Annotated in this window: 21 protein-coding genes and 1 pseudogene; 11 read left to right on the forward strand and 11 right to left on the reverse strand. The window is 72.3% G+C overall.

The window, feature by feature from the left end:
* Positions 1–110 precede the first annotated feature (110 nt).
* From WHN02_RS10170 to WHN02_RS10180, 3 genes are all read right to left on the reverse strand, one after another.
* Entirely contained in the window at positions 111–629 is a 519-nt protein-coding gene (locus WHN02_RS10170; protein WP_434743103.1) for a hypothetical protein, read from the reverse strand.
* A 99-nt stretch (positions 630–728) separates the two neighbouring features.
* On the reverse strand, positions 729–920 hold the full coding sequence (locus WHN02_RS10175; RefSeq protein WP_434743104.1) for a hypothetical protein: 192 nt from the start codon (positions 918–920) through the stop codon (positions 729–731).
* Between the two features lie 340 nt (positions 921–1,260).
* The gene (locus WHN02_RS10180; RefSeq protein WP_434743105.1) at positions 1,261–2,745 is read right to left on the reverse strand and encodes a glycoside hydrolase family 3 N-terminal domain-containing protein; all 1,485 of its coding nucleotides are present in this window, start codon (positions 2,743–2,745) and stop codon (positions 1,261–1,263) included.
* A gap of 144 nt (positions 2,746–2,889) precedes the next feature.
* Between WHN02_RS10180 and WHN02_RS10185 the strand changes: the two genes are divergently transcribed.
* On the forward strand, positions 2,890–4,065 hold the full coding sequence (locus WHN02_RS10185) for an ROK family transcriptional regulator (protein ID WP_434743106.1): 1,176 nt from the start codon (positions 2,890–2,892) through the stop codon (positions 4,063–4,065).
* Between the two features lie 68 nt (positions 4,066–4,133).
* Here WHN02_RS10185 and WHN02_RS10190 read toward each other — a convergent pair whose 3' ends face one another.
* Together WHN02_RS10190 and WHN02_RS10195 are read right to left on the reverse strand one after the other, a co-directional pair.
* On the reverse strand, positions 4,134–5,141 hold the full coding sequence (locus WHN02_RS10190; protein ID WP_434743107.1) for an ABC transporter permease subunit: 1,008 nt from the start codon (positions 5,139–5,141) through the stop codon (positions 4,134–4,136).
* A complete protein-coding gene (locus WHN02_RS10195; protein WP_434743897.1) occupies positions 5,138–6,148 on the reverse strand; it encodes an ATP-binding cassette domain-containing protein in 1,011 nt (336 codons plus the stop codon). The genes WHN02_RS10190 and WHN02_RS10195 overlap by 4 nt, the downstream gene beginning before the upstream one ends.
* 143 nt (positions 6,149–6,291) lie before the next feature.
* Between WHN02_RS10195 and WHN02_RS10200 the strand changes: the two genes are divergently transcribed.
* Together WHN02_RS10200 and WHN02_RS10205 are read left to right on the forward strand one after the other, a co-directional pair.
* A complete protein-coding gene (locus tag WHN02_RS10200; protein WP_434743108.1) occupies positions 6,292–7,134 on the forward strand; it encodes an ABC transporter ATP-binding protein in 843 nt (280 codons plus the stop codon).
* A gap of 138 nt (positions 7,135–7,272) precedes the next feature.
* A complete protein-coding gene (locus WHN02_RS10205; protein WP_350895236.1) occupies positions 7,273–7,680 on the forward strand; it encodes a YccF domain-containing protein in 408 nt (135 codons plus the stop codon).
* A gap of 99 nt (positions 7,681–7,779) precedes the next feature.
* On the opposite strand, the gene WHN02_RS10210 is transcribed toward WHN02_RS10205, so the two are convergent.
* From WHN02_RS10210 to WHN02_RS10220, 3 genes are all read right to left on the reverse strand, one after another.
* The gene (locus WHN02_RS10210) at positions 7,780–8,631 is read right to left on the reverse strand and encodes a hypothetical protein (RefSeq protein ID WP_434743109.1); all 852 of its coding nucleotides are present in this window, start codon (positions 8,629–8,631) and stop codon (positions 7,780–7,782) included.
* A gap of 28 nt (positions 8,632–8,659) precedes the next feature.
* Positions 8,660–9,142, reverse strand: coding sequence for a DUF6232 family protein (locus WHN02_RS10215; protein WP_434743110.1), 483 nt, complete (start codon positions 9,140–9,142; stop codon positions 8,660–8,662).
* Between the two features lie 126 nt (positions 9,143–9,268).
* On the reverse strand, positions 9,269–9,739 hold the full coding sequence (locus WHN02_RS10220) for a DUF6232 family protein (RefSeq protein WP_434743111.1): 471 nt from the start codon (positions 9,737–9,739) through the stop codon (positions 9,269–9,271).
* A gap of 98 nt (positions 9,740–9,837) precedes the next feature.
* Between WHN02_RS10220 and WHN02_RS10225 the strand changes: the two genes are divergently transcribed.
* The 4 genes from WHN02_RS10225 to WHN02_RS10240 all read left to right on the forward strand — a co-directional run bounded on the left by WHN02_RS10225 (position 9,838) and on the right by WHN02_RS10240 (position 14,306).
* Positions 9,838–10,611: an enoyl-CoA hydratase-related protein gene (locus tag WHN02_RS10225; RefSeq protein WP_434743112.1), complete on the forward strand. Its 774-nt coding sequence runs from the start codon at positions 9,838–9,840 to the stop codon at positions 10,609–10,611.
* A gap of 96 nt (positions 10,612–10,707) precedes the next feature.
* Positions 10,708–12,330 carry an acetolactate synthase gene (locus WHN02_RS10230; RefSeq protein WP_434743113.1) on the forward strand — a complete coding sequence of 541 codons (1,623 nt, stop codon included), beginning with the start codon at positions 10,708–10,710 and terminating at the stop codon, positions 12,328–12,330.
* 183 nt (positions 12,331–12,513) lie between these two features.
* Positions 12,514–13,488, forward strand: coding sequence for an ATP-binding cassette domain-containing protein (locus tag WHN02_RS10235; RefSeq protein ID WP_434743114.1), 975 nt, complete (start codon positions 12,514–12,516; stop codon positions 13,486–13,488).
* Positions 13,485–14,306, forward strand: a complete 822-nt coding sequence (locus WHN02_RS10240) for an ABC transporter permease (protein WP_434743115.1) — start codon at positions 13,485–13,487, stop codon at positions 14,304–14,306. Before WHN02_RS10235 ends, WHN02_RS10240 begins: the two co-directional genes overlap by 4 nt.
* 192 nt (positions 14,307–14,498) lie before the next feature.
* Here the strand turns inward: WHN02_RS10240 and WHN02_RS10245 are convergent.
* The 3 genes and pseudogenes from WHN02_RS10245 to WHN02_RS10255 all read right to left on the reverse strand — a co-directional run.
* Positions 14,499–14,828: pseudogene (locus WHN02_RS10245) on the reverse strand (PLD nuclease N-terminal domain-containing protein); the annotation flags it as partial.
* A 30-nt stretch (positions 14,829–14,858) separates the two neighbouring features.
* Complete coding sequence (locus WHN02_RS10250) at positions 14,859–15,176, reverse strand: DUF202 domain-containing protein (RefSeq protein ID WP_434743116.1); 318 nt, start codon at positions 15,174–15,176, stop codon at positions 14,859–14,861.
* A complete protein-coding gene (locus tag WHN02_RS10255) occupies positions 15,173–15,565 on the reverse strand; it encodes a YidH family protein (protein WP_350895245.1) in 393 nt (130 codons plus the stop codon). Before WHN02_RS10255 ends, WHN02_RS10250 begins: the two co-directional genes overlap by 4 nt.
* 42 nt (positions 15,566–15,607) lie before the next feature.
* Here WHN02_RS10255 and WHN02_RS10260 point away from each other — a divergent pair, with 42 nt between their 5' ends.
* From WHN02_RS10260 to WHN02_RS10275, 4 genes are all read left to right on the forward strand, one after another.
* On the forward strand, positions 15,608–16,405 hold the full coding sequence (locus WHN02_RS10260; protein ID WP_434743117.1) for a GNAT family N-acetyltransferase: 798 nt from the start codon (positions 15,608–15,610) through the stop codon (positions 16,403–16,405).
* Between the two features lie 2 nt (positions 16,406–16,407).
* Positions 16,408–16,830 carry a hypothetical protein gene (locus tag WHN02_RS10265; protein ID WP_434743118.1) on the forward strand — a complete coding sequence of 141 codons (423 nt, stop codon included), beginning with the start codon at positions 16,408–16,410 and terminating at the stop codon, positions 16,828–16,830.
* A 236-nt stretch (positions 16,831–17,066) separates the two neighbouring features.
* Positions 17,067–17,846, forward strand: a complete 780-nt coding sequence (locus WHN02_RS10270; RefSeq protein WP_434743898.1) for an electron transfer flavoprotein subunit beta/FixA family protein — start codon at positions 17,067–17,069, stop codon at positions 17,844–17,846.
* 11 nt (positions 17,847–17,857) lie between these two features.
* A complete protein-coding gene (locus tag WHN02_RS10275) occupies positions 17,858–18,817 on the forward strand; it encodes an electron transfer flavoprotein subunit alpha/FixB family protein (RefSeq protein ID WP_434743119.1) in 960 nt (319 codons plus the stop codon).
* Positions 18,818–18,835 lie beyond the last annotated feature (18 nt).

Here is an 18,835-nt window from a genome sequence, read left to right on the forward strand (position 1 = left end):
CTGATCAGCCCTCGTCGCCCGCCCGCTCCCTCGGGGGCGCGGAAACGGCCCCCGACCGGATGGTCGGGGGCCGTGGCTCGCCGAGGGTGGGTCGATCAGGGCGTGTCGGGTCAGGCGGGTTGGGTGAAGGCGTACCGGGTGGCGTGGTCCGGGTCCGTCGGGTCGATCTGGCGCAGGCCGGCGTCGGCGAGGCGCTTGTTGACCTCGTCGAGCTGCTCCCGGACCAACCGGGCCTCCTCCTCGGTGACCCGGCCCCGGTGTGGCTTGCCGGCGTGCTCGATCGTGCCGTAGTCGATCTTCTCGGCGCTCTTGCGGGCCTTCGGCGGCTTGACCCGCTCGGCGGTCCTGAGCAGCTGGGCCATCGGGACGTCGGTCGCCATGGAGTCGAACTCGCTGGCGTTGAGCACCACCCGGCGGGGCTCGCCCCCGTCGAGCCCGTCGTGGATCTCGACCACCGCGACGTCGAGCGCGGCGTCGTCGATCTGCTCCACCTCGGCCGGGGTGGCGTCCAACCGTACGGGCCCGGCGACCAGGTCAGGGTGCTCCAGTACCACGACGCGAACCATCTCGTCGTCGGCCTGGAGGACCGTGCCGCTGAAGTCGGAGACGTGGATCGTCTTCTTGCCCATGCGCGGAGCTTCTCCTGTCGTGCCGGTGGATCGGACCAGGAGAAGCTACCCGACAGGTGTGCGAAAACCGGCGCTGGACCCGCCCGGTGGCCCCGATTGTCAGCAGGTGCCCAGTCCGCGCCGGGTCGACCAGCCCGTCGGCAGGGCGTTCAGCTCTTCCCAGTCGAGCGCGGCGGTGTCGCTCCGGAGGCCGTGGTACGGCGGCTGCACCGGGAACCCCTGGGTCGACCCCGGGGCCTCGGAGGCTGCCGCGCCGCCCGGCCAGTGCTGCTTGCTCGACTCATCCCGCATGCTCACCACCTTTTCAGAGGAACTTTTCCATGTATAGAAATCAATATGAATAATGGTCGATGTCATAGCCGTCCGCCCGACGTCGGGTCGGAACGCATCGAGGCATGTCGTGTTCGAGAAGGCGACGACGGGGTGGCGAACAGGCGCGGGGCCGTGGATCCCGGGCCGGATCCACGCCCCGCAGCACTGTCCTCCCCGGCCCTGCCGTGGGCGGCGGATGGCGGAGCCGATAGCCGTAACGCTACGTATCGAAGCGTGGGCGGGCAAGGGGTCGAACCTCCTTTCGATCTGTCCAGTAACGGACTTGACCTGCGACTTCTCGGGGCACCGCGAGAACCGGTCAGGTAACGCAGCGTGCAGAAACCGATTCGCCGCGGGTCAGCCCGAGCACCTCGGCCGCCGCCCGACAGTTGGCGTGACTCGCGCCGTACGTCGCGACGAAGGCACGTGCCCCCGTCGGCCGCCACCGCCCCGGCCAGCCCAGCTCCACCACTACCACCGGATGGACGGCGGCCAGGGAACCGACCAGGTCGCAGGCGCCGGGGATCCGGTGCAGGTTGCGACCCACCAGGATGATCGGCCGTTGCCCGGCGAGCTGACGCAGACCCTCCGCCGAGGTCTCGGCGACCACCACCCGGGTCTGCTCGACGTCGGTCAGGTGCGGGCCGAGCCCCCACGGGACCCGTCCCACCGCTCGGGTCGACGTCGCGTGCACCTGCACCACGAGGGGACGGTCCAGGCCGTCGAGGTGCCCCTCCACCCGGACCGCCCGGCGGGCGGCGGCGTACCCGAGGTGGTGGTCGGGGGTGGACCCGGCGGGCGGTCTCCCGGCGGTGGCGGCGGCCAGCCCGGCGGCGCGACCGGCCGCCTCCTCGACCCGGGTCCGGTCCAGCCGGCCGTCGCCGAGCCCGGCGACGATCTCGGCGACGACCTCCTCGACCAGGGCGGCGTCCACCCGGGCACCGAGGCAGAGCAGGTCCGCCCCCGCCGCGAGGGCCCGCACGGCGGCCGGTCCCACCCCACCGGCGACCGCCGCCGCACCCTTCATCTCCAGGGCGTCGGTGACCAGTGCCCCGGTGAAGCCGTACTCACCGCGTAGCAGGTCGACCAGGACGGCCCGGCTGAACGTCGCGGGCATCTCCCCGGTGAGCGCCGGCACCCGGATGTGCGCGGTCATCACCGCCCTGGCCCCGGCGGTGACCGCCGCCGCGAAGGGCGGGAGGTCGCGCTCCCGCAGCACCTCCACCGGTACGTCGACGGTGGGCAGCTGCAGGTGCGAGTCGGTGACCGTGGCGCCGTGGCCGGGGAAGTGCTTGGCGCAGGCGGACACCCCGGCGGCCTGCAGTCCGGCCACCGCGGCGGCGGCGTGGGCGGCCACCCGGGCGGGGTCGGACCCGAAGGACCGGACCCCGATCACCGGGTTGTCGTCGGCGGTGTTCACGTCGACTGTGGGGGCCAGGTTCACCGTGACCCCCACCTGGGCCAGCTCCGCCCCGATCGACTCGTGCACCAGCCGGGTCGACGCCACGTCGTCGACCACCCCCAGTGCGGCGTTGCCGGGGTAGGGACTGCCGGTGGCGTGCGCCAACCGGGTGACGTCCCCACCCTCCTCGTCGATCGCCACCAGGACGTCCGAGCGGGCGGCCCGCAGGGCGGCGGTGCTCTCCGCCACCTGTGGCAGCGTGTGCACGTTCGTACCGAACAGGGTGTGTCCGGCCAGACCCTCGGCGACCAGGTCGACCGCCCAGGGCGGCGGCTGCGGCCCCCGGTAGGCGGCCAACAGCGTGCCGAGCACCAACCGGCGCAGTCCCGGATCCGAACCCACCCGCCGCCTCCTGCCACCCGCCGTGTCGTGCTGCCGGCCCGCCCCGGGACCGTCTCGCCCGGCCTCTTTCCCGCCGGTTCGGCCGCTACGCTAAGGCACCCATCCGCAGGAGCGTACGACTCCACGACGACCAGAGGACGTGGCATGAGTGCGACCCGGCTACCCGGCACGCCCCGCCTGCTGCGGGCGCTCAACGACCGAGCGGCGCTGGAACTGCTCCTCGAACAGGGTCCCCTCACCCGGGCCCGGCTCGGTGAGCTGACCGGCCTGTCCAAGGTCACCGCCTCCCAACTGGTGGAGCGGCTGGAGGAGCGGGGGCTGGTGACCCGGGTCGGCGAGCGGGCCGGGGGGCGGGGTCCGAACGCGCAGCTCTACGCGGTCCGTCCGGGCAGCGCACACGTGGTCGGGGTGAACGTCGGCGCGGACCGGGTGGTGGCCGCCTGCGCCGACATCACCGGGACGGTCCTCGGCCGGGTGGAACAGTTCACCGGCGACACCGACGACCCGGTGGGCGTGGTGCACACCGCGGTGGTCCAGGCCGCCCGCAGCGCCGGCGCGGAGCTGTCGAGCGTACGACGGGTGGTGCTGGGTACGCCCGGCCTCGTCGATCCGGGTACCGGGGACATCACCTTCGCGTTCGACCTCCCCAGATGGCACCGGGGGCTGCTCGCCGCACTCCGGGAGGATCTCCAGATCCCGGTCGTGTTCGCCAACGACGTCAACCTCGCCGCCGTCGCCGAGGCCCGGGCGGGGGCGGGGCGGGGGGTGTCTGACTTCGCCCTGATCTGGGTCGGGGCCGGTGTCGGACTGGCGATCATGCTCGGTGGTCGGCTGCACCACGGCAGCACCGGGGCGGCGGGGGAGATCGGCTACCTGCCGGTGCCCGGCGTGCCGATCCCCCGGGACGTCTCCCGCCGCGCGAAGCCGGCGTTCCAGCAGCTGGCGGCGGCCGACGCGGTACGGGCGGTGGCGGCCGAGCACGGTTTCGACGCTCCCACCGCCGCCGAGGCGGTACGCGCCGGGGTCGCCGCCGGCACCGCCGGTGAGCCGTTCCTCGACGAACTGGCCCGTCGACTCGCACTCGGGGTGGCCGGCACCTGCGTGGTGCTCGACCCGCCGCTGGTGGTGCTCGCCGGTGAGGTGGGGCAGGCCGGTGGCACGGCCCTGGCCGACCGGGTCCAGCACGAGGTGGCGGCGATCACCCTGGTCAAGCCCCGGGTGGTGACGACGGGGCTGGCGGAGGAGCCGATCCTGCACGGGGCGCTCTGGACCGCGTTGGACGCCGTCCGCGACGAGGTCTTCGGCTCGACCGTCGGCTGACCACCCCACCCCATCCCGGCCCGGTCGGCAGCCGTCGGTCTCAGATCGGGTCGCGGCGGCTGTCGGTCTCAGATCAGGTCGCGGCGGCGGAACAGGGCGAAGGCGGCGGCGCAGAGCACCCCGGCGACCCCGAGCAGCACCACCAGCGCCGGCCCCGAGGTGATCTCGTACGACCCGACGCAGCCGTGGGGACCGCAGTCCGCCCCGTCCCAGAACTCGACCCGGCCGTTGAGCCACGCCCCGACGTGGCTGGTGAGCATCAGCTGGTCCACCCGCTCGACGCCGACGATCTCCATCACCAGCCGGGCACCCAGCTCCCACACCACCGCGTACGCCGCCACGGTGCCCAGGGCGGCGGAGGTGTGTCGGCCCAGCGTGGCGAGGGCGAAACCGGTCGCACCGGCGATCAGGGCCAGCACCACACCCCGGCCGTACAGGAGGCCCAGGGACCGCCAGAACTCCCCGTCGACGGTGCCCGGCAGACCGGCCAACTGCCCGATCGTCCAGAACGCCCCGAGGTAGACCGCCGAGGCGACGACGGACAGCAGCAGGAGCGCGCCGAGCAGCGTACCGAGTTTGGTGGCGAGGACAGTCAGTCGGCGGGGCCGCCACAGCAGGAGGTTCACCACCCCACCGGAGTTGAGGTCGGCCCCGATGAACGAGGCCCCGACCAGGAACCCGAAGAGCACCAGATAGGCGATGAGGAAGTAGAGCAGGGGCTCGGCCTCGTGGGCGAAGACGAAGACCCCGTCGAGGTAGTCGGTGGCGATCGGAAGCCTGTCGAACTGCCCGGGGTCGTACGGCGAGCAGGTCGTGGGGTACTTGTCGGTGCCGAAGTCGTCGGCCGGCCGCTGCCCCTGCAGCTGCGCCACGCACCGCTCGTACTCCAGCTCCATCCCACGGATCTCCTGGGCCGCCGCAGCCCGGGCGTTCTGCACCTCGGTGACCGACGGCCGGTGCGAACCGGCGAGGGTGGTGGCCGTGGTGATCCCGAGGGCCAGTAGTAGCAACACCAGCATGAGCTGCACGAAACGGCGGGAACCCAGCCGTTCCAACTCGGCCCGGACGAGGTTCACGTGTCCATCCTTGCGGTGTCGGCCTCGGGCGCACCGAGGTCGATGACGGTGTCGCGGGCCGTGGCGTCGTCCACCTGCCGGGGCAGTGCCGGGGTGGCGGACGTGCCTGTCAGTTCCAGGAAGGCGCTCTCCAGGTCGGGACGGAGCGGGGTCAACTCCCGCACCCACACCCCCTGCTCGCCGAGGGTCCGGGCGATGAGTTCCGGGTCCTCGGTCCCGCCGACCACCAGGTGGTCGTCCTCCTCCCGGACCGGGAGCCCGGCGGCGCGCAGCAACTCGGCGGCGTCGGCGGGCTCGGCGACCCCGACCCGGACCTCGTGCCTGTCGAACCCGGCCAGGACGTCGTCGACCCGACCGGTCGCCACCCGACGCCCGGCCGAGACGATCGTGACGTGGTCGCAGATGAGCTGGACCTCGGCGAGGATGTGGCTGGACAACAGCACCGTCACCCCGGACTCGGCCAGCGACCGGGTGAGGTCGCGCATCTCCCGGATGCCCGCCGGGTCCAGCCCGTTCGCCGGTTCGTCCAGGATCAGCAGCTCCGGGTCCTTCAGCAACGCCGAGGCGACCGCGAGGCGTTGCCGCATCCCGAGCGAGTAGCCCCGGACCCGGTCGTGGCCACGGTCGCGCAGCCCCACCAGATCCAGCACCCGGTCCACCCGGCTGACCGGGACCCCACCGGCGACGGCCAGCAGCCGTAGCGTCCGGTGTCCGGTGAAGTTGCCGAAGAACTGCGGGGTCTCCACGATCGCCCCCAACCGCCCGGTCACCTTGGGCAGGTGGTGCGGACTGCGTACGCCGAGCACCGTCATCTCACCGGCGTCCGCGCGGACCAGCCCGAGCAGGGCCCGTAGCGTCGTGGTCTTCCCCGAACCGTTGGGGCCGAGGAACCCGTGCACCTGACCCGCCTCGACGTGCAGGTCGAAGCCGTCCACGGCGACCCGGGGGCCGTGGCGCAGGCTCCGGAACGTCTTGCGCAGCCCGGCGATCTCGATGACCGGGCTCACCCGGTGGGCCGGGGGCTCGACGGGGCGCACGGATACGACATGGACCGTCCTTCTGATGGGGTGACCAACGACACGGCGCCTCAGCCTAGAGCCGAACCACCGCCCCTGGGGGGCAGCCCGGCGGTGCGTGATTGGATGGGCGGGTGCACACTGACCTGATCTCCGGCGCCGGTGGTGCCGCGTCCGCATCGTCGTCCGTGGACGCCGACCTGGTGGTCAGCCTCCAGACCGTCGGGGTCCGCCGATCCGGTTCCCCGCTGTTGCACGACGTGGACTGGCGGGTCGAGCTGGACGAACGGTGGGTGGTCCTGGGACCCAACGGGGCCGGGAAGACCACCCTGCTGAAGTTGGCCGCCGGGCAGCTGCATCCGACCGCCGGGACCGCGCACGTCCTCGGTGAGCGGATCGGCCGTACCGACGTCAACGAACTGCGTACCCGGATCGGGCTCTCCACGGCCGCGCTGGCCGAACGGATCCCGGCCGAGGAGCGGGTCGCCGACGTGGTCGTCACCGCCGCGTGGTCGGTGGTGGGCCGGTGGCGGGAGGACTACGACAGGTACGACGAGTCGCGCGCCCGGGCACTCCTGGACCAGTTCGGGGTGAGTGGGCTGGCCGACCGGGCCTACGGCACCCTCTCCGAGGGGGAGCGCAAGCGGGTGCAGATCGCCCGGGCGCTGATGACCGACCCGGAGCTGCTCCTGCTCGACGAGCCGGCCGCCGGTCTCGACCTCGGGGGCCGCGAGGACCTGGTCGCCCGCCTGGCCGAGCTGGCCCAGGACCCGGACGCCCCGGCCCTGGTCCTGGTGACCCACCACGTGGAGGAGATCCCACCCGGGTTCACCCACGCCCTGCTGCTGCGCGACGGGGGAGTGGTCGCCCAGGGACTGCTGGAGCAGACCCTGACCGGTGACAACCTGTCGGAGACCTTCGGCCTGCCGCTGACCGTGGAGCGGCGCGGCGACAGGTGGACCGCCCGCGCCGTCTGATCCGCGCTCCGGCTTCGGCCGGGAGGCCCCTGCCCGTCGTACGACGGGCAGGGGCCGGTCTTCCGGCGCACGGGCATCCCGGTCGATGCCGAGGCCCGTACGGGTCGGACGGTTGAGTCGCCCAGGCACCATGGGTGCATGAGGTTGCTGCTCAACGTACTCTGGTTGATCTTCGGTGGTGGTCTGGTGCTGGCGGTGGGTTACGGCATCGCCGCCGTGATCTGTTTCCTGCTCGTGGTGACGATTCCCTTCGGGGTCGCCTCGTTGCGGCTGGCTGTCTACTCGCTCTGGCCGTTCGGTCGGACGCTGGTGCCGAAGCCGGGCATCGGGGTCGGTTCGGGGCTGGGCAACGTGCTCTGGGTGGTGCTGGCCGGCTGGTGGCTGGCGCTGAGCCACATCATCGCCGGGGTGACCCTCTGCTTCACCATCATCGGGATTCCGTTCGGCATCGCGAACTTCAAGCTGGTCCCGGCCGCGTTCTGGCCGCTCGGCCGGGAGGTCGTCGAGATCGACGAACTGCACCGCCCGGGTTACGTCCCCGCCTGACCGACCCGGCACCGGCCGGCCGCGTATCAGCTGCTTCCGGCGCGGCCGGCCGGGGCTGAGTACCGCCCTGCTTCGGCGCGGACGCCCCGGCTCCGGCGGTCAGCTCTGCTCGTCGGCGAGGCGTGCCCCGCGTCGGCGGAACATCCCCAGCCCGGGGATGCCGGCCACCGCGAGCTTGAGGTCGCGGGTGACGTCGAGGAGGTCGTGCACGTCCGGGCCGACCCGGTCCAGGGTGGCCAGGATGGGCAGGATGTCGGCGGTGAGGTGCTCCTTGAGCTTGGGCAACTCGTCGACGAGCCGGATCGCTGCGGTGACCTCCTCCTGGCTGAGTTCCTCGACGAACCGGTTCGCCATCGGAGCGCCCCGACGCAGTGTCGGTTCGTACGCGTCGAGGAGTTCGGTGGCGGTCACCGTCGCGCCCTGCGCGGCGGCGATCGTGCCGGCCGCCTGGTCGGTCACCGCTCCGGCCCGGGCGACGACAGCGGCCGCCCCGCCCGCCACCTGCCCCGCCTCGGCGACGACCGCGGCGGCGGAGGACGCGGCCTGCTCGGCCTTCTCCACCACCACTGCGGCGGTGGTGGAGACCCGCTGCGCCTCGGCGACCACTTCTGCGGCGGTGGTGGAGACCCGCTGCGCCTCGGCGACCACCCGGGCGGCGGCGGTGGCGACCTCGGTGGCGTTCTCGATCGCCGTGGTGGCGGCGACGCTGATCACCGCCACGTCGCGGACCGCCGTCTCGGCCTCGGCCACCACCCGGTCGGTCCGGTCGAGGGTCTCCTCGATCCGGTCGACCACCCCGTTGATCCGGGTGATCAGGGTGTCGACGCTGTCGAGCACCGCGAACGCGCGGGCGGGCACGGCGGCGAGTGAGGCGGCCGAGCCGAGCGCCTGATCGAGGGCGGACCGGGTGAGGTCGACCATCGCGGCCGGCCGGGGAAGGGGGATCACCATGGGACCAAGTGTGCGTCGGGACGCCAGGTCATCCGAACTCGCCCCGCTGTTCGCTGGCGCGCTGCACCGCCCGGTAGATCTGCCCGAACCGCAGCGCGTCGGGGGTGCGGAGCAGCATCAACTCCTTCCCCCGGTACTGCACCCAGAGTTCGTGCACCTGGTTGCCGCGTTCGTACGACCTGTCGAGCCAGCTCAGCGGCAGCTCCAGGAAGGGTGTCAGGGCCAGTGCCCCGACGGCCATCGCGGCCAGCACGATCAGCGCTGTCGTCCAGTTCCCCCGGTCCTGGGCCGACCAGAGCAGTGAGATCACGCAGACCAGGGCCACCAGCGGGGGGAGGGAGAGCAGCAGCACCAGAACGTTGCGGCCGATGACCCGACCCCGGACGGCGAGGGTCTTGCGGCCCCGCGCGTGCCAGACGTAGGTCACCTCGTCGATCGCGACTGTGACACCACCCGACCGGATCGACTCGGATGTCACCTGCACCGTGTCGTCCCGGTAATAGAGGGCCATCACTAAGTCTAACCGCTCCGGCCGACTCCGGCCGTCCCGTCGGGGATCGGCCGCACACCTCGGCCTCGACATCGCACACCTCGGCCCCGATGTCGCGCACCTCGGCCCTGCCCAGCGGGCGACCGGTCAGCGGCGTCGCTGGGAGTGCAGGTTCTCCATGGCGCGTTGCAGGGCCCGGTAGATCTGGCCGAACCGGAGGGAGTCGCCGGTGCTCAGGAGCTGGACCGGGGCACCCCGCCAGCGGATCCACAACTCCCGCTGTCGGCTGCCCCGGGCGTACGACCTGTCGAAGTACTCGAAGAGGGTGTCGGCGAGCGGGCCGACACCCAGCCCGGCCAGGGTGGCGACGCCGACGATGGCGACGGTGACGGTCACCGACGCGTCGAGCCAGAGCGCCAGGATCACCCCGAGGACCGCGGCGACGATCGGGGCGGCCAACGCCGCGCCGAGCGCGCCCCGTCCGGCGAGGACCCGCCAGGACCGGCTGCCCTGTCGGTGCCACACTTCATCGACTTCGGACAACTGATAGGTGTTCCCGTCGACCCAGATGGTCGTCGCAGTCACCTGCACCGACGGGTCGTCGTAGTGAATCGTCATCGAGGCTGCTCCGCTGGCTGGGCTCCCACCAGGCTATCTGTACCGGCGGCGGGAGCCTTATGGTTGGCACGCGACTTCGACGAGGAAGTGGAGGCGGCGTGAGCGAGTTCGTGCGGTTGGAGACCCGGGACGGCATCGGCACCATCCGGTTGGACCGGCCACCGATGAACGCCCTCAACACCCAGGTCCAGGAGGAGTTGCGCGCCGCGGCCACGGCCGCCGCCGCCGACCCGCAGGTCCGTGCGGTCATCGTGTACGGCGGGGAGAAGGTCTTCGCCGCCGGTGCCGACATCAAGGAGATGGCCGACATGTCCTACGTGGACATGTCGGAGCGGGCGGCGGAGCTGTCCGGGGCGCTCGGTGCGTTCGCCCGGATCGGCAAGCCGGTGGTCGCCGCGATCACCGGGTACGCCCTCGGCGGCGGGTGTGAGCTGGCCCTGGCCTGCGACTGGCGGGTGGTGGCCGAGGACGCCAAGCTCGGTCAGCCGGAGATCAAGCTGGGGGTGATCCCGGGGGCAGGGGGCACCCAACGGCTGGCCCGGTTGGTCGGCCCGGCCCGCGCCAAGGACCTGGTCATGACCGGTCGGATGGTGGACGCGCAGGAGGCCCTGCGGATCGGCCTGGTCGACCGGGTGGTCCCGTCCGCCGAGGTCTACGCGGCGGCCGTCGAACTGGTCACGCCGTTCCTGACCGGGCCGGCCCAGGCCCTGCGGGCGGCGAAGCTCGCCGTCGACGGTGGACTGGAGATGGACCTGGCCTCCGGGCTGGCCTGGGAGAGCCAGCTCTTCGCGGGGCTCTTCGCCACCGACGACCGTCGGGAGGGGATGGCCGCCTTCGTCGAGAAGCGCCGCCCCGACTTCACCGGTCGCTGACCGGACGCGTTCCCCGAGGCCGCCGAGGGTGGTTCACATTCTGCCTACCGGCCAGTAACGTGGTGGTCCGGTCGAGCCGACATCGGAGGGGCGCACATGGCGGAGCGGATCGAAGGTCACGGTGGTCAGCTGGCGCTCGCGGCGCTGCGGGCGTACGGCGTCCGTGAGATGTTCACCCTCTCCGGTGGGCACGTCTTCCCGCTCTACGACGCCGCGCACACCACCGGCTTCCCGATCTACGACGTCCGGCACGAGCAGTCCGCCGTCTTCGCCGCCGAGGCGGTGGCCAAGCTGCAACGTCGTCCCGGCCTGGCCGTCCTCACCGCCGGCCCCGGGGTCACCAACGGGATCAGTGGGCTGACCAGCGCGTACTTCAACGCCTCTCCGGTGGTGGTGCTCGGCGGGCGGGCTCCGGCGTTCCGTTGGGGCTCCGGCAGTCTCCAGGAGATCGACCACGTACCGCTGGTCGCCCCGGTGACCAAGCACGCCGAGACGGTGCTCGCCACCGACGACATCCCCCGGGCGGTCGGGGCCGCGGTGACCGCCGCCCTCACCCCGCACCGGGGGCCGGTCTTCCTGGACCTCCCCCTGGAGGTCGTCTTCTCGGTGGCCGACGTCGACGCCCCCGACGCCGCCGCCGTCGCCCCGGTCGAGGCCGACCCGGACGAGGTCGCCCGGGCTGCCGGGCTGATCGCCGGGGCGCACCGTCCGGTCATCGTGGCCGGGTCCGACGTCTGGACCGGTGATGCGGTGGAGGCGCTGCGCGCCGCCGCCGAGGCGTTGCAGGTGCCGGTCTTCACCAACGGCATGGGCCGGGGGGCGTTGCCCCCGGGGCACCCGCTCGCCTTCGCCAAGGCCCGCCGGGCCGCCCTGGGCGGCGCGGACCTGGTGGTGGTGGTCGGCACCCCACTGGACTTCCGGCTCGGGTTCGGTGACTTCGGCGACGCCGCTGTGGTGCACGTCGTCGACTCACCCGGCCAACGCGCCCAGCACGTCCAGCCGGCCGCCGCCCCGGCCGGGGACCTCCGGCTCGTCCTGACCGCCTTCGCCGACCACCCCGGCGATCGGGTCGACCACGCCGACTGGATCGCGCAGCTGCGTACCGCCGAGGAGGCGGCGAAGGCCCGCGACGCCGAGGCGATGGCCGCCGACACCGACCCGATCCGGCCCGCCCGGGTCTACGGCGAGCTGCGCCGGGTCCTCGCCCCGGACGCGATCACCATCGGCGACGGCGGGGACTTCGTCTCGTACGCGGGCAAGTACCTGGAACCGGCGCAGCCCGGCACCTGGCTCGACCCCGGGCCGTACGGGTGCCTGGGCACCGGGATGGGCTACGCGATGGGTGCCCGGGTGAGCCACCCGGACCGGCAGGTCTGCGTCCTGATGGGTGACGGCGCGGCGGGCTTCTCGCTGATGGACGTGGAGTCGCTGGTCCGGCAGCGGCTGCCCGTGGTGATCGTGGTGGGCAACAACGGCATCTGGGGCCTGGAGAAGCACCCGATGCAGGCCATGTACGGCTACGACGTCGCCGCCGACCTGCAACCCGAACTGCGCTACGACAGGGTGGTCGAGGCGCTCGGCGGGGCCGGGGAGACCGTCGCCAAGGCCGCCGACCTGGGGCCGGCGCTGGAGCGGGCCTTCGCCGCCGGAGTGCCGTACCTGGTGAACGTGCTGACCGACCCGGCCGACGCGTACCCCCGCTCGTCGAACCTGGCCTGACCCGCCCGTCGTCCCCCGGTCCGCCGCCGTCCCCGTCGTGGGGCGGCGGCGGTCGTCGTCAGGGACTTGACCAGGGATTATCAGGTGAAAGTAGGCTCCCGTCGCCGTAGGGTCAGCCGGGCCTCGGCGGCTTGTCACACCGGTAGGGCAGGGTGTGGCGGTCAACGGACGACGGGAGACGTGATGGAGTACGCAATTCGGGCAGAAGGGTTGGTGCGCCGGTTCGGGTCGACGACCGCCCTCGCCGGTGTCGACCTGCTGGTCCCGACCGGCACGGTCTTCGGGCTGCTCGGCCCGAACGGTGCGGGCAAGACCACCTCGGTCCGGGTCCTCGCCACCCTGCTCGAAGCCGACGAGGGGCACGCCACGGTGGCCGGCTTCGACGTACGCCGCGACGCCCACCGGGTGCGCGGGCTCATCGGCCTGACCGGGCAGTACGCCTCGGTCGACGAGACCCTGACCGGCAGTGAGAACCTGCTGTTGATCGGTCGGCTGCTCGGCATGGGTCGGGCGCAGGCGCGTGACCGGGCCCGGCAGTTGCTCGCCGACTTCCACCTGACCGACGCCGCCGGTCGGGCTGCCAAGACGTACTCGGGTGGGATGCGCCGCCGCCTCGACCTGGCGGCCAGTCTGGTGGGCAGGCCGCAGGTGCTCTTCCTCGACGAGCCCACCACCGGGCTGGACCCGCGCAGCCGCAACGAGCTGTGGGACATCGTCCGGTCGCTCGTCGCCGACGGGGTCACCGTCCTCCTCACCACCCAGTACCTGGAGGAGGCCGACCAGTTGGCCGGCGAGATCGCAGTGGTGGACCACGGCCGGGTCATCGCCCAGGGCACCCCGGAGGAGCTGAAGGCCAAGACGGGTGGGCAGAGTCTCTCGGTCCGGCCGGTCGACCCGGCCGACCTGCCGACCGTCGTGGCCGTCGCGGGGGCGGCCGCCGGCAGCGCCCCGGACGTCACCCAGCAGACCGTACGGGTCCCGGTCAACGACCCGGGGGTGCTCGCCGCCGTGGTGCGTCGGCTGGACGAGGCCGGGGTGGCCGTCGCCGAGCTGTCCCTGCGCGGCTCCAGCCTCGACGAGGTCTTCCTCTCCCTGACCGGTCAGCGGGCCGAGCAGGACACCCTGTCCGACACCGCTCCGGAGGAGACCGCCGCATGACCGCCACCGCCACCGCCGCCGCCTCCCCGCCGTTGACGCCGTCGCGTCGACCGAGCACCGTCGCCGGGCTGCAACACACGATGACCCTGGCCTGGCGGAGTCTGGTCCAGATCAAGCACAACCCGATGGAGCTGCTCGACCTGAGCATCCAGCCGGTGATGTTCGTGCTGCTGTTCACCTTCGTCTTCGGCGGGGCGATCGCCGGCTCACCCGGGGACTACCTGCTGTTCGCGCTGCCCGGCATCATCGTGCAGAACGCCTTCTTCGCCACCATGACCACCGGTTTCGGGCTCAACCACGACCTGACCAAGGGGGTCTTCGACAGGCTGCGGTCGCTCCCGATCGCCCGGTGGGCGCCGCTGGCCGGTCGGATCCTCGCCGACACCGTCAAGCAGGCCTGGTCGGTGACGCTCCTGCTCGGGGTCGGGATGGTGCTGGGGTTCCGGTTGGGCGACAACGGGATCGTCGGGCTCCTCGGGGCGTTCGCCCTGTTGCTGGCCTTCTCCCTGGCCGCGGCCTGGATCTCGGTCCTGGTCGGCGTGCTGGTGAGCGAGCCGGACAAGGTGCAGATCTTCGGCTTCATGGTGATCTTCCCGCTGACCTTCACCAGCAACGCGTTCGTGCCGACCGAGACGATGCCGGGTTGGTTGCAGGCGTGGGTGGAGGTGAATCCGGTCACCGTCCTCGCCGACGCCCTGCGTGGGCTGCTGGTCGCCGGGCCGGTCGCCGGCCCGGTGGTGCAGTCCCTGATCTGGGCCGCCGTCCTCGCCGCGATCTTCGCCCCGCTGTCGGTACGGGCGCTGCGACGTCGAGGGTGATCCACGACGCCGCGACGGTCGGGTCCCGGTAGGCCGACCGGCCTACCGGGGCTCGGGGGAGTCCTCGCCCCGGGGTGGCTCACCGTCGCGGCTGCGCGAACCCTCCCGGCCCCGGTCGTCGTCGCCGGGCGGGTCGTTCCTGCCTGTCGTTTCGGTGTCCGGGTCCGGCTTCGCCGGTGGTTCGGCCGCGCCGCGCAGGTCGTCCTCCCAGCGGCGGAAGAGGTCGTTGTCCTGTTTGCGGGACTGCTCGGCGAGGGTGCGCAGGAAGTCCGGGTCGTCGTCGGGGGCGACCGGACCCCGCCCGGGCCGGGCCGCCGGACCGCCGGGACGTCTCTGCGGCAGCGGCCGTCCGGCGAAGAACCAGGCGAGCCAACCGATCAGCGGGACGAGGAGGATGACCGTCACCCAGACGGCCCGGGGCATGGCCCGGACGCTGCCCTTCTCCGCCGACAGGCAGCTGATCAGCGCGAGGGCCGCGCAGACGACCTGGACGAAGATGAGGAGGATGAAGAGCCGGACCATGGCCCAATCATGACGCACTGTCGCCGGAAGTCACCACAGCTCGGGTAGCAGGAGCACCACGCCCGTCAGGGCGAGCCCCACGGCGGCGAGGGCGGCCAGCGTGAACGCCGGTCCGCCGGTGGCTGTCGGACCGGTGCCGGTGCCCCGTCGCCAGCAGATCGAGACGGCCGCCGCCCAGAGCCCGACCACCACCAGTCCGACCACCGCCCCGGCGGCGTCGTCGCCGGCCAGCGCCAGCCGGATCGCCAGGACCGCCACCAGGGTCGTGGCCAGGGCGGTCCGCCGCCAGGCCAGCCGGGTCCGTTCCGGTTGCAGTCCCGGGTCCCGTTCGCCTCCGGCCGTCGTCATCGCCGACCGACCGCCCCGGCGAGGACCGCCACCACCAGCAGCAGGGCGCCGACACCGACGATGAGGGCGAGGACGGCGGGGAAGCGGGAGGTGGGCAACTCCTCGTCCAGCCGGATGGCCCGCTCGGTACGGGCCCAGTGGTCCACCGCCCGGACCGCCACCCCACCGCCGAGCAGCAGGAGCACGATGGCGATGACCTCGCGCAGGTGGCGCAGGGGCAGCGGGGGGAGGAACTGCGCGACGGCCAGCCCACCGCCGATCAGGGCCAGCCCGGTCCGGAGCCAGGCCAGGAAGGTCCGTTCGTTGGCCAGGGAGAAGCGATAGTCGGGGGTACGTCCGACCTCCCGCAGTTCACGGGGGTCGAACCAGCGTCGGATGTTCTGCCACACGAGCGGTGATTATGCGCTTGTGTCCCGTCGTAGCCTGAATCGATGAGCGATCTCGACGCGATGACACTGCGGGCCGCGTACGACAACCAGGTCCGGCCGGAGGTCCCCGACCCCGTTCCGGCCGGTGTGGTGGTGGAACGCGACGGTCCCCTGGTCCGGATCACCGGGCTGGACGACAGGGGTTTCCTGACCTACCGCACCCTCGACGGCCTGGCCGGGGCGGAGCTGGACGCCCTGATCGCCCGGCAGGTGGACTTCTTCCGGGGGCGCGACGAGTCGGTGGAGTGGAAGCTCAACGCCCACGACGAGCCGGCCGACCTCCCCGACCGGCTCCGGGCTGCGGGTTTCGTGGCGGAGGAGACCGAGGCCGTCATGGTCGGCCCGGTCGCACCGTTGGCGTCCGCGCTGCCGGTGCCGCCCGACGGCGTACGCCTTCGCGAGGTGACGGGCCGGGACGACCTGGAGCGGATCGCGGCGATGGAGACGGCGGTCTGGGGTTCCGACAGGTCCCACCTCGCCGCCGCCCTGGACCGGGAGATCGCCGCCGACCCGCAGTCGATCACCGTCGTGGTGGCCGAGGCGGGTGACGAGGTGGTCGGGGCGGGCTGGGTGCGGTACGCGCCGAACAGCGGTTTCGCCTCGCTGTGGGGCGGTTCGGTCCTGGCCGACCGGCGGCGACGGGGCATCTACCGGGCGCTGGTCGACTACCGGGCCCGGCTGGCCGACCAGCGTGGCCGGACCCTGTTGCAGGTGGACGCCTCCCCGGACAGCCGGCCGATCCTGCAACGTTCGGGGTTCGTCCAGGTCACCTCCACCACGCCCTACGTCTACACTCCGTGATCATGGAACGGTTGACGGACGAGGAGCGGTTCACCCTCAAGACCGGGGCCTTCGGCGCGGTGTTCCTGGTGTCGAACGCCGATCCCGGGATCTTCGCCATGATCCGGGAGAGCTTCGCCGCCTCCGGGGTGATGGCGGGGGCCAGCGGGGTGGTCAAGGAGGCGTTGACCACCGGTCCGCAGCCGAAACTGCCCCGTGACTCGTCGTCGGAGGTCGAGTCGATGGTGCTCCCGGCGCTCGGGGAGGCGGTGGAGATCCTGCGCCGTAAGTCCCCGCCGGACGTGTCGACGTACCGGTCGGTGGTGTTGACCGCCGCCGACGAGGTGGCCCGGGCGCACGGGGGCGTCTCCCCGGCGGAGACCGCGGTGATCGAGCGGATCCGGGCCGCCCTCGGGGACCGACCCGCGCCCCCGGTGGAGGACTGAATCCCCACCGCTCCCGGGGACTGACCTGCTCCGTCGCAGCGGGGGTGACCTGAGTCACTCCCGCTCGCCCGGACCCGTAAGCTACTGGCAGGTAACATTGCCGGCGTGGGTAACCGCACTGCCGTCCCTGGTTGACCGGCTGGCCACAAACGCGCAAGGCTGCGCCCGTGACCGGGCGAGACATCGCCCCACCGGGTGAGAATCGCACCACCAAACAGGAGGGTCGTCGACACGCGATGAACATCGTCGTACTCGTCAAGCAGGTGCCCGACTCGGGCGCGGACCGCAACCTGCGCAGTGACGACAACACCGTAGACCGCGGTTCGGCGAACAACGTCATCAACGAGATGGACGAGTACGCCATCGAGGAGGCGCTGAAGATCAAGGAGGCGCACGGCGGCGAGGTCACCATCCTGACCATGGGGCCGGACCGGGCGACCGAGTCGATCCGCAAGGCGCTCTCCATGGGACCGGACAAGGCCGTGCACGTCGTCGACGACGCCCTGCACGGGTCCTGCGCCGTCGCCACCTCGAAGGTGCTTGCCGCAGCCCTCGGCCGGCTCGGCGTCGACCTGGTGCTCTGCGGCGCGGAGTCGACCGACGGTCGGGTCCAGGTCATCCCGCACATGCTCGCCGAGCGACTCGGGGTCGCCGCCCTGACCGGCGCCCGCAAGCTCACCGTCGACGGCGGCACCCTGACCGTCGAACGGCAGACCGAGGAGGGCTACGAGGTGGTCACCGCCGCCACGCCCGCCGTGGTCTCCGTCTGGGACACCATCAACGAGCCCCGGTACCCGTCCTTCAAGGGCATCATGGCCGCCAAGAAGAAGCCGGTGCAGACGCTCGCCCTGGCCGACCTGGGGATCGCCGCGAACGAGGTCGGGTTCGACGGCGCGACCAGCACCGTCCTGGAGCACAGCACGCGTCCGCCGCGCTCCGGCGGTGCGAAGGTCACCGACGAGGGCGCCGGCGGTACGCAGCTGGTCGAGTTCCTCGCCACCGAGAAGTTCGTGTGAGGGGTCAGGACATGTCTGAGGTTCTCGTCGTCGTCGAAGCCACCCGGGAGTTCGGCGTCAAGAAGGTCACCCTGGAGATGCTCACCCTCGCCCGTACGGTGGGCACCCCCAGCGCCGTGGTGCTGGGCGGCCCCGGGGCGGCCGAGGCGCTCTCCGCCAAGCTCGGCGAGTACGGCGCGGAGAAGATCTACGCCGCCGAGAGCGAGGAGATCGACGGTCACCTGGTGGCGCCGAAGGCCACTGTGCTCGCCGAGCTGGTCCGCCGGGTGCAGCCGGCCGCCGTCCTGCTCGCCGGTGCCCAGGAGGGCAAGGAGATCGCGGCCCGCCTCGCGGTCAAGCTGGACAACGGCATCCTGACCGACGTGGTCGGCCTGGCCGCCGACGGCACCGCCACCCAGGTCGCCTTCGCCGGGTCCACCATCGTCACCTCGAAGGTCACCCGCGGCCTGCCGCTGGTCACCGTCCGACCGAACTCGGTCACCCCCGCCCCGGCCCCGGCCACCCCCGCCGTCGAGCCGCTGACCGTCACCCTCGCCGACGCGGACAAGCTGGCCAGGGTGGTCGAGCGGGTCGCCGAGCAGAAGGGCTCACGCCCGGAGCTGACCGAGGCCTCCGTGGTGGTCGCCGGCGGCCGGGGGGTCGGCAACGCCGACAACTTCAAGCTGGTGGAGGAGCTCGCCGACCTGCTCGGCGGTGCCGTCGGGGCGTCCCGGGCGGCCGTCGACTCCGGGTACTACCCGCACCAGTTCCAGGTGGGACAGACCGGCAAGACGGTCTCCCCGCAGCTCTACGTCGCGTTGGGCATCTCCGGTGCGATCCAGCACCGGGCCGGTATGCAGACTTCGAAGACCATCGTCGCGGTGAACAAGGACGCCGAAGCGCCGATCTTCGAACTGGCCGACTTCGGTGTGGTCGGTGACCTGTTCAAGGTCGTCCCGCAGATCGCCGAGGAGATCCGCAAGCGCAAGTGACCCGAGGGTCGACGTCCG

This window comes from Micromonospora sp. SH-82 (assembly GCF_051132485.1).
Taxonomy (GTDB): Bacteria; Actinomycetota; Actinomycetes; order Mycobacteriales; family Micromonosporaceae; genus Micromonospora.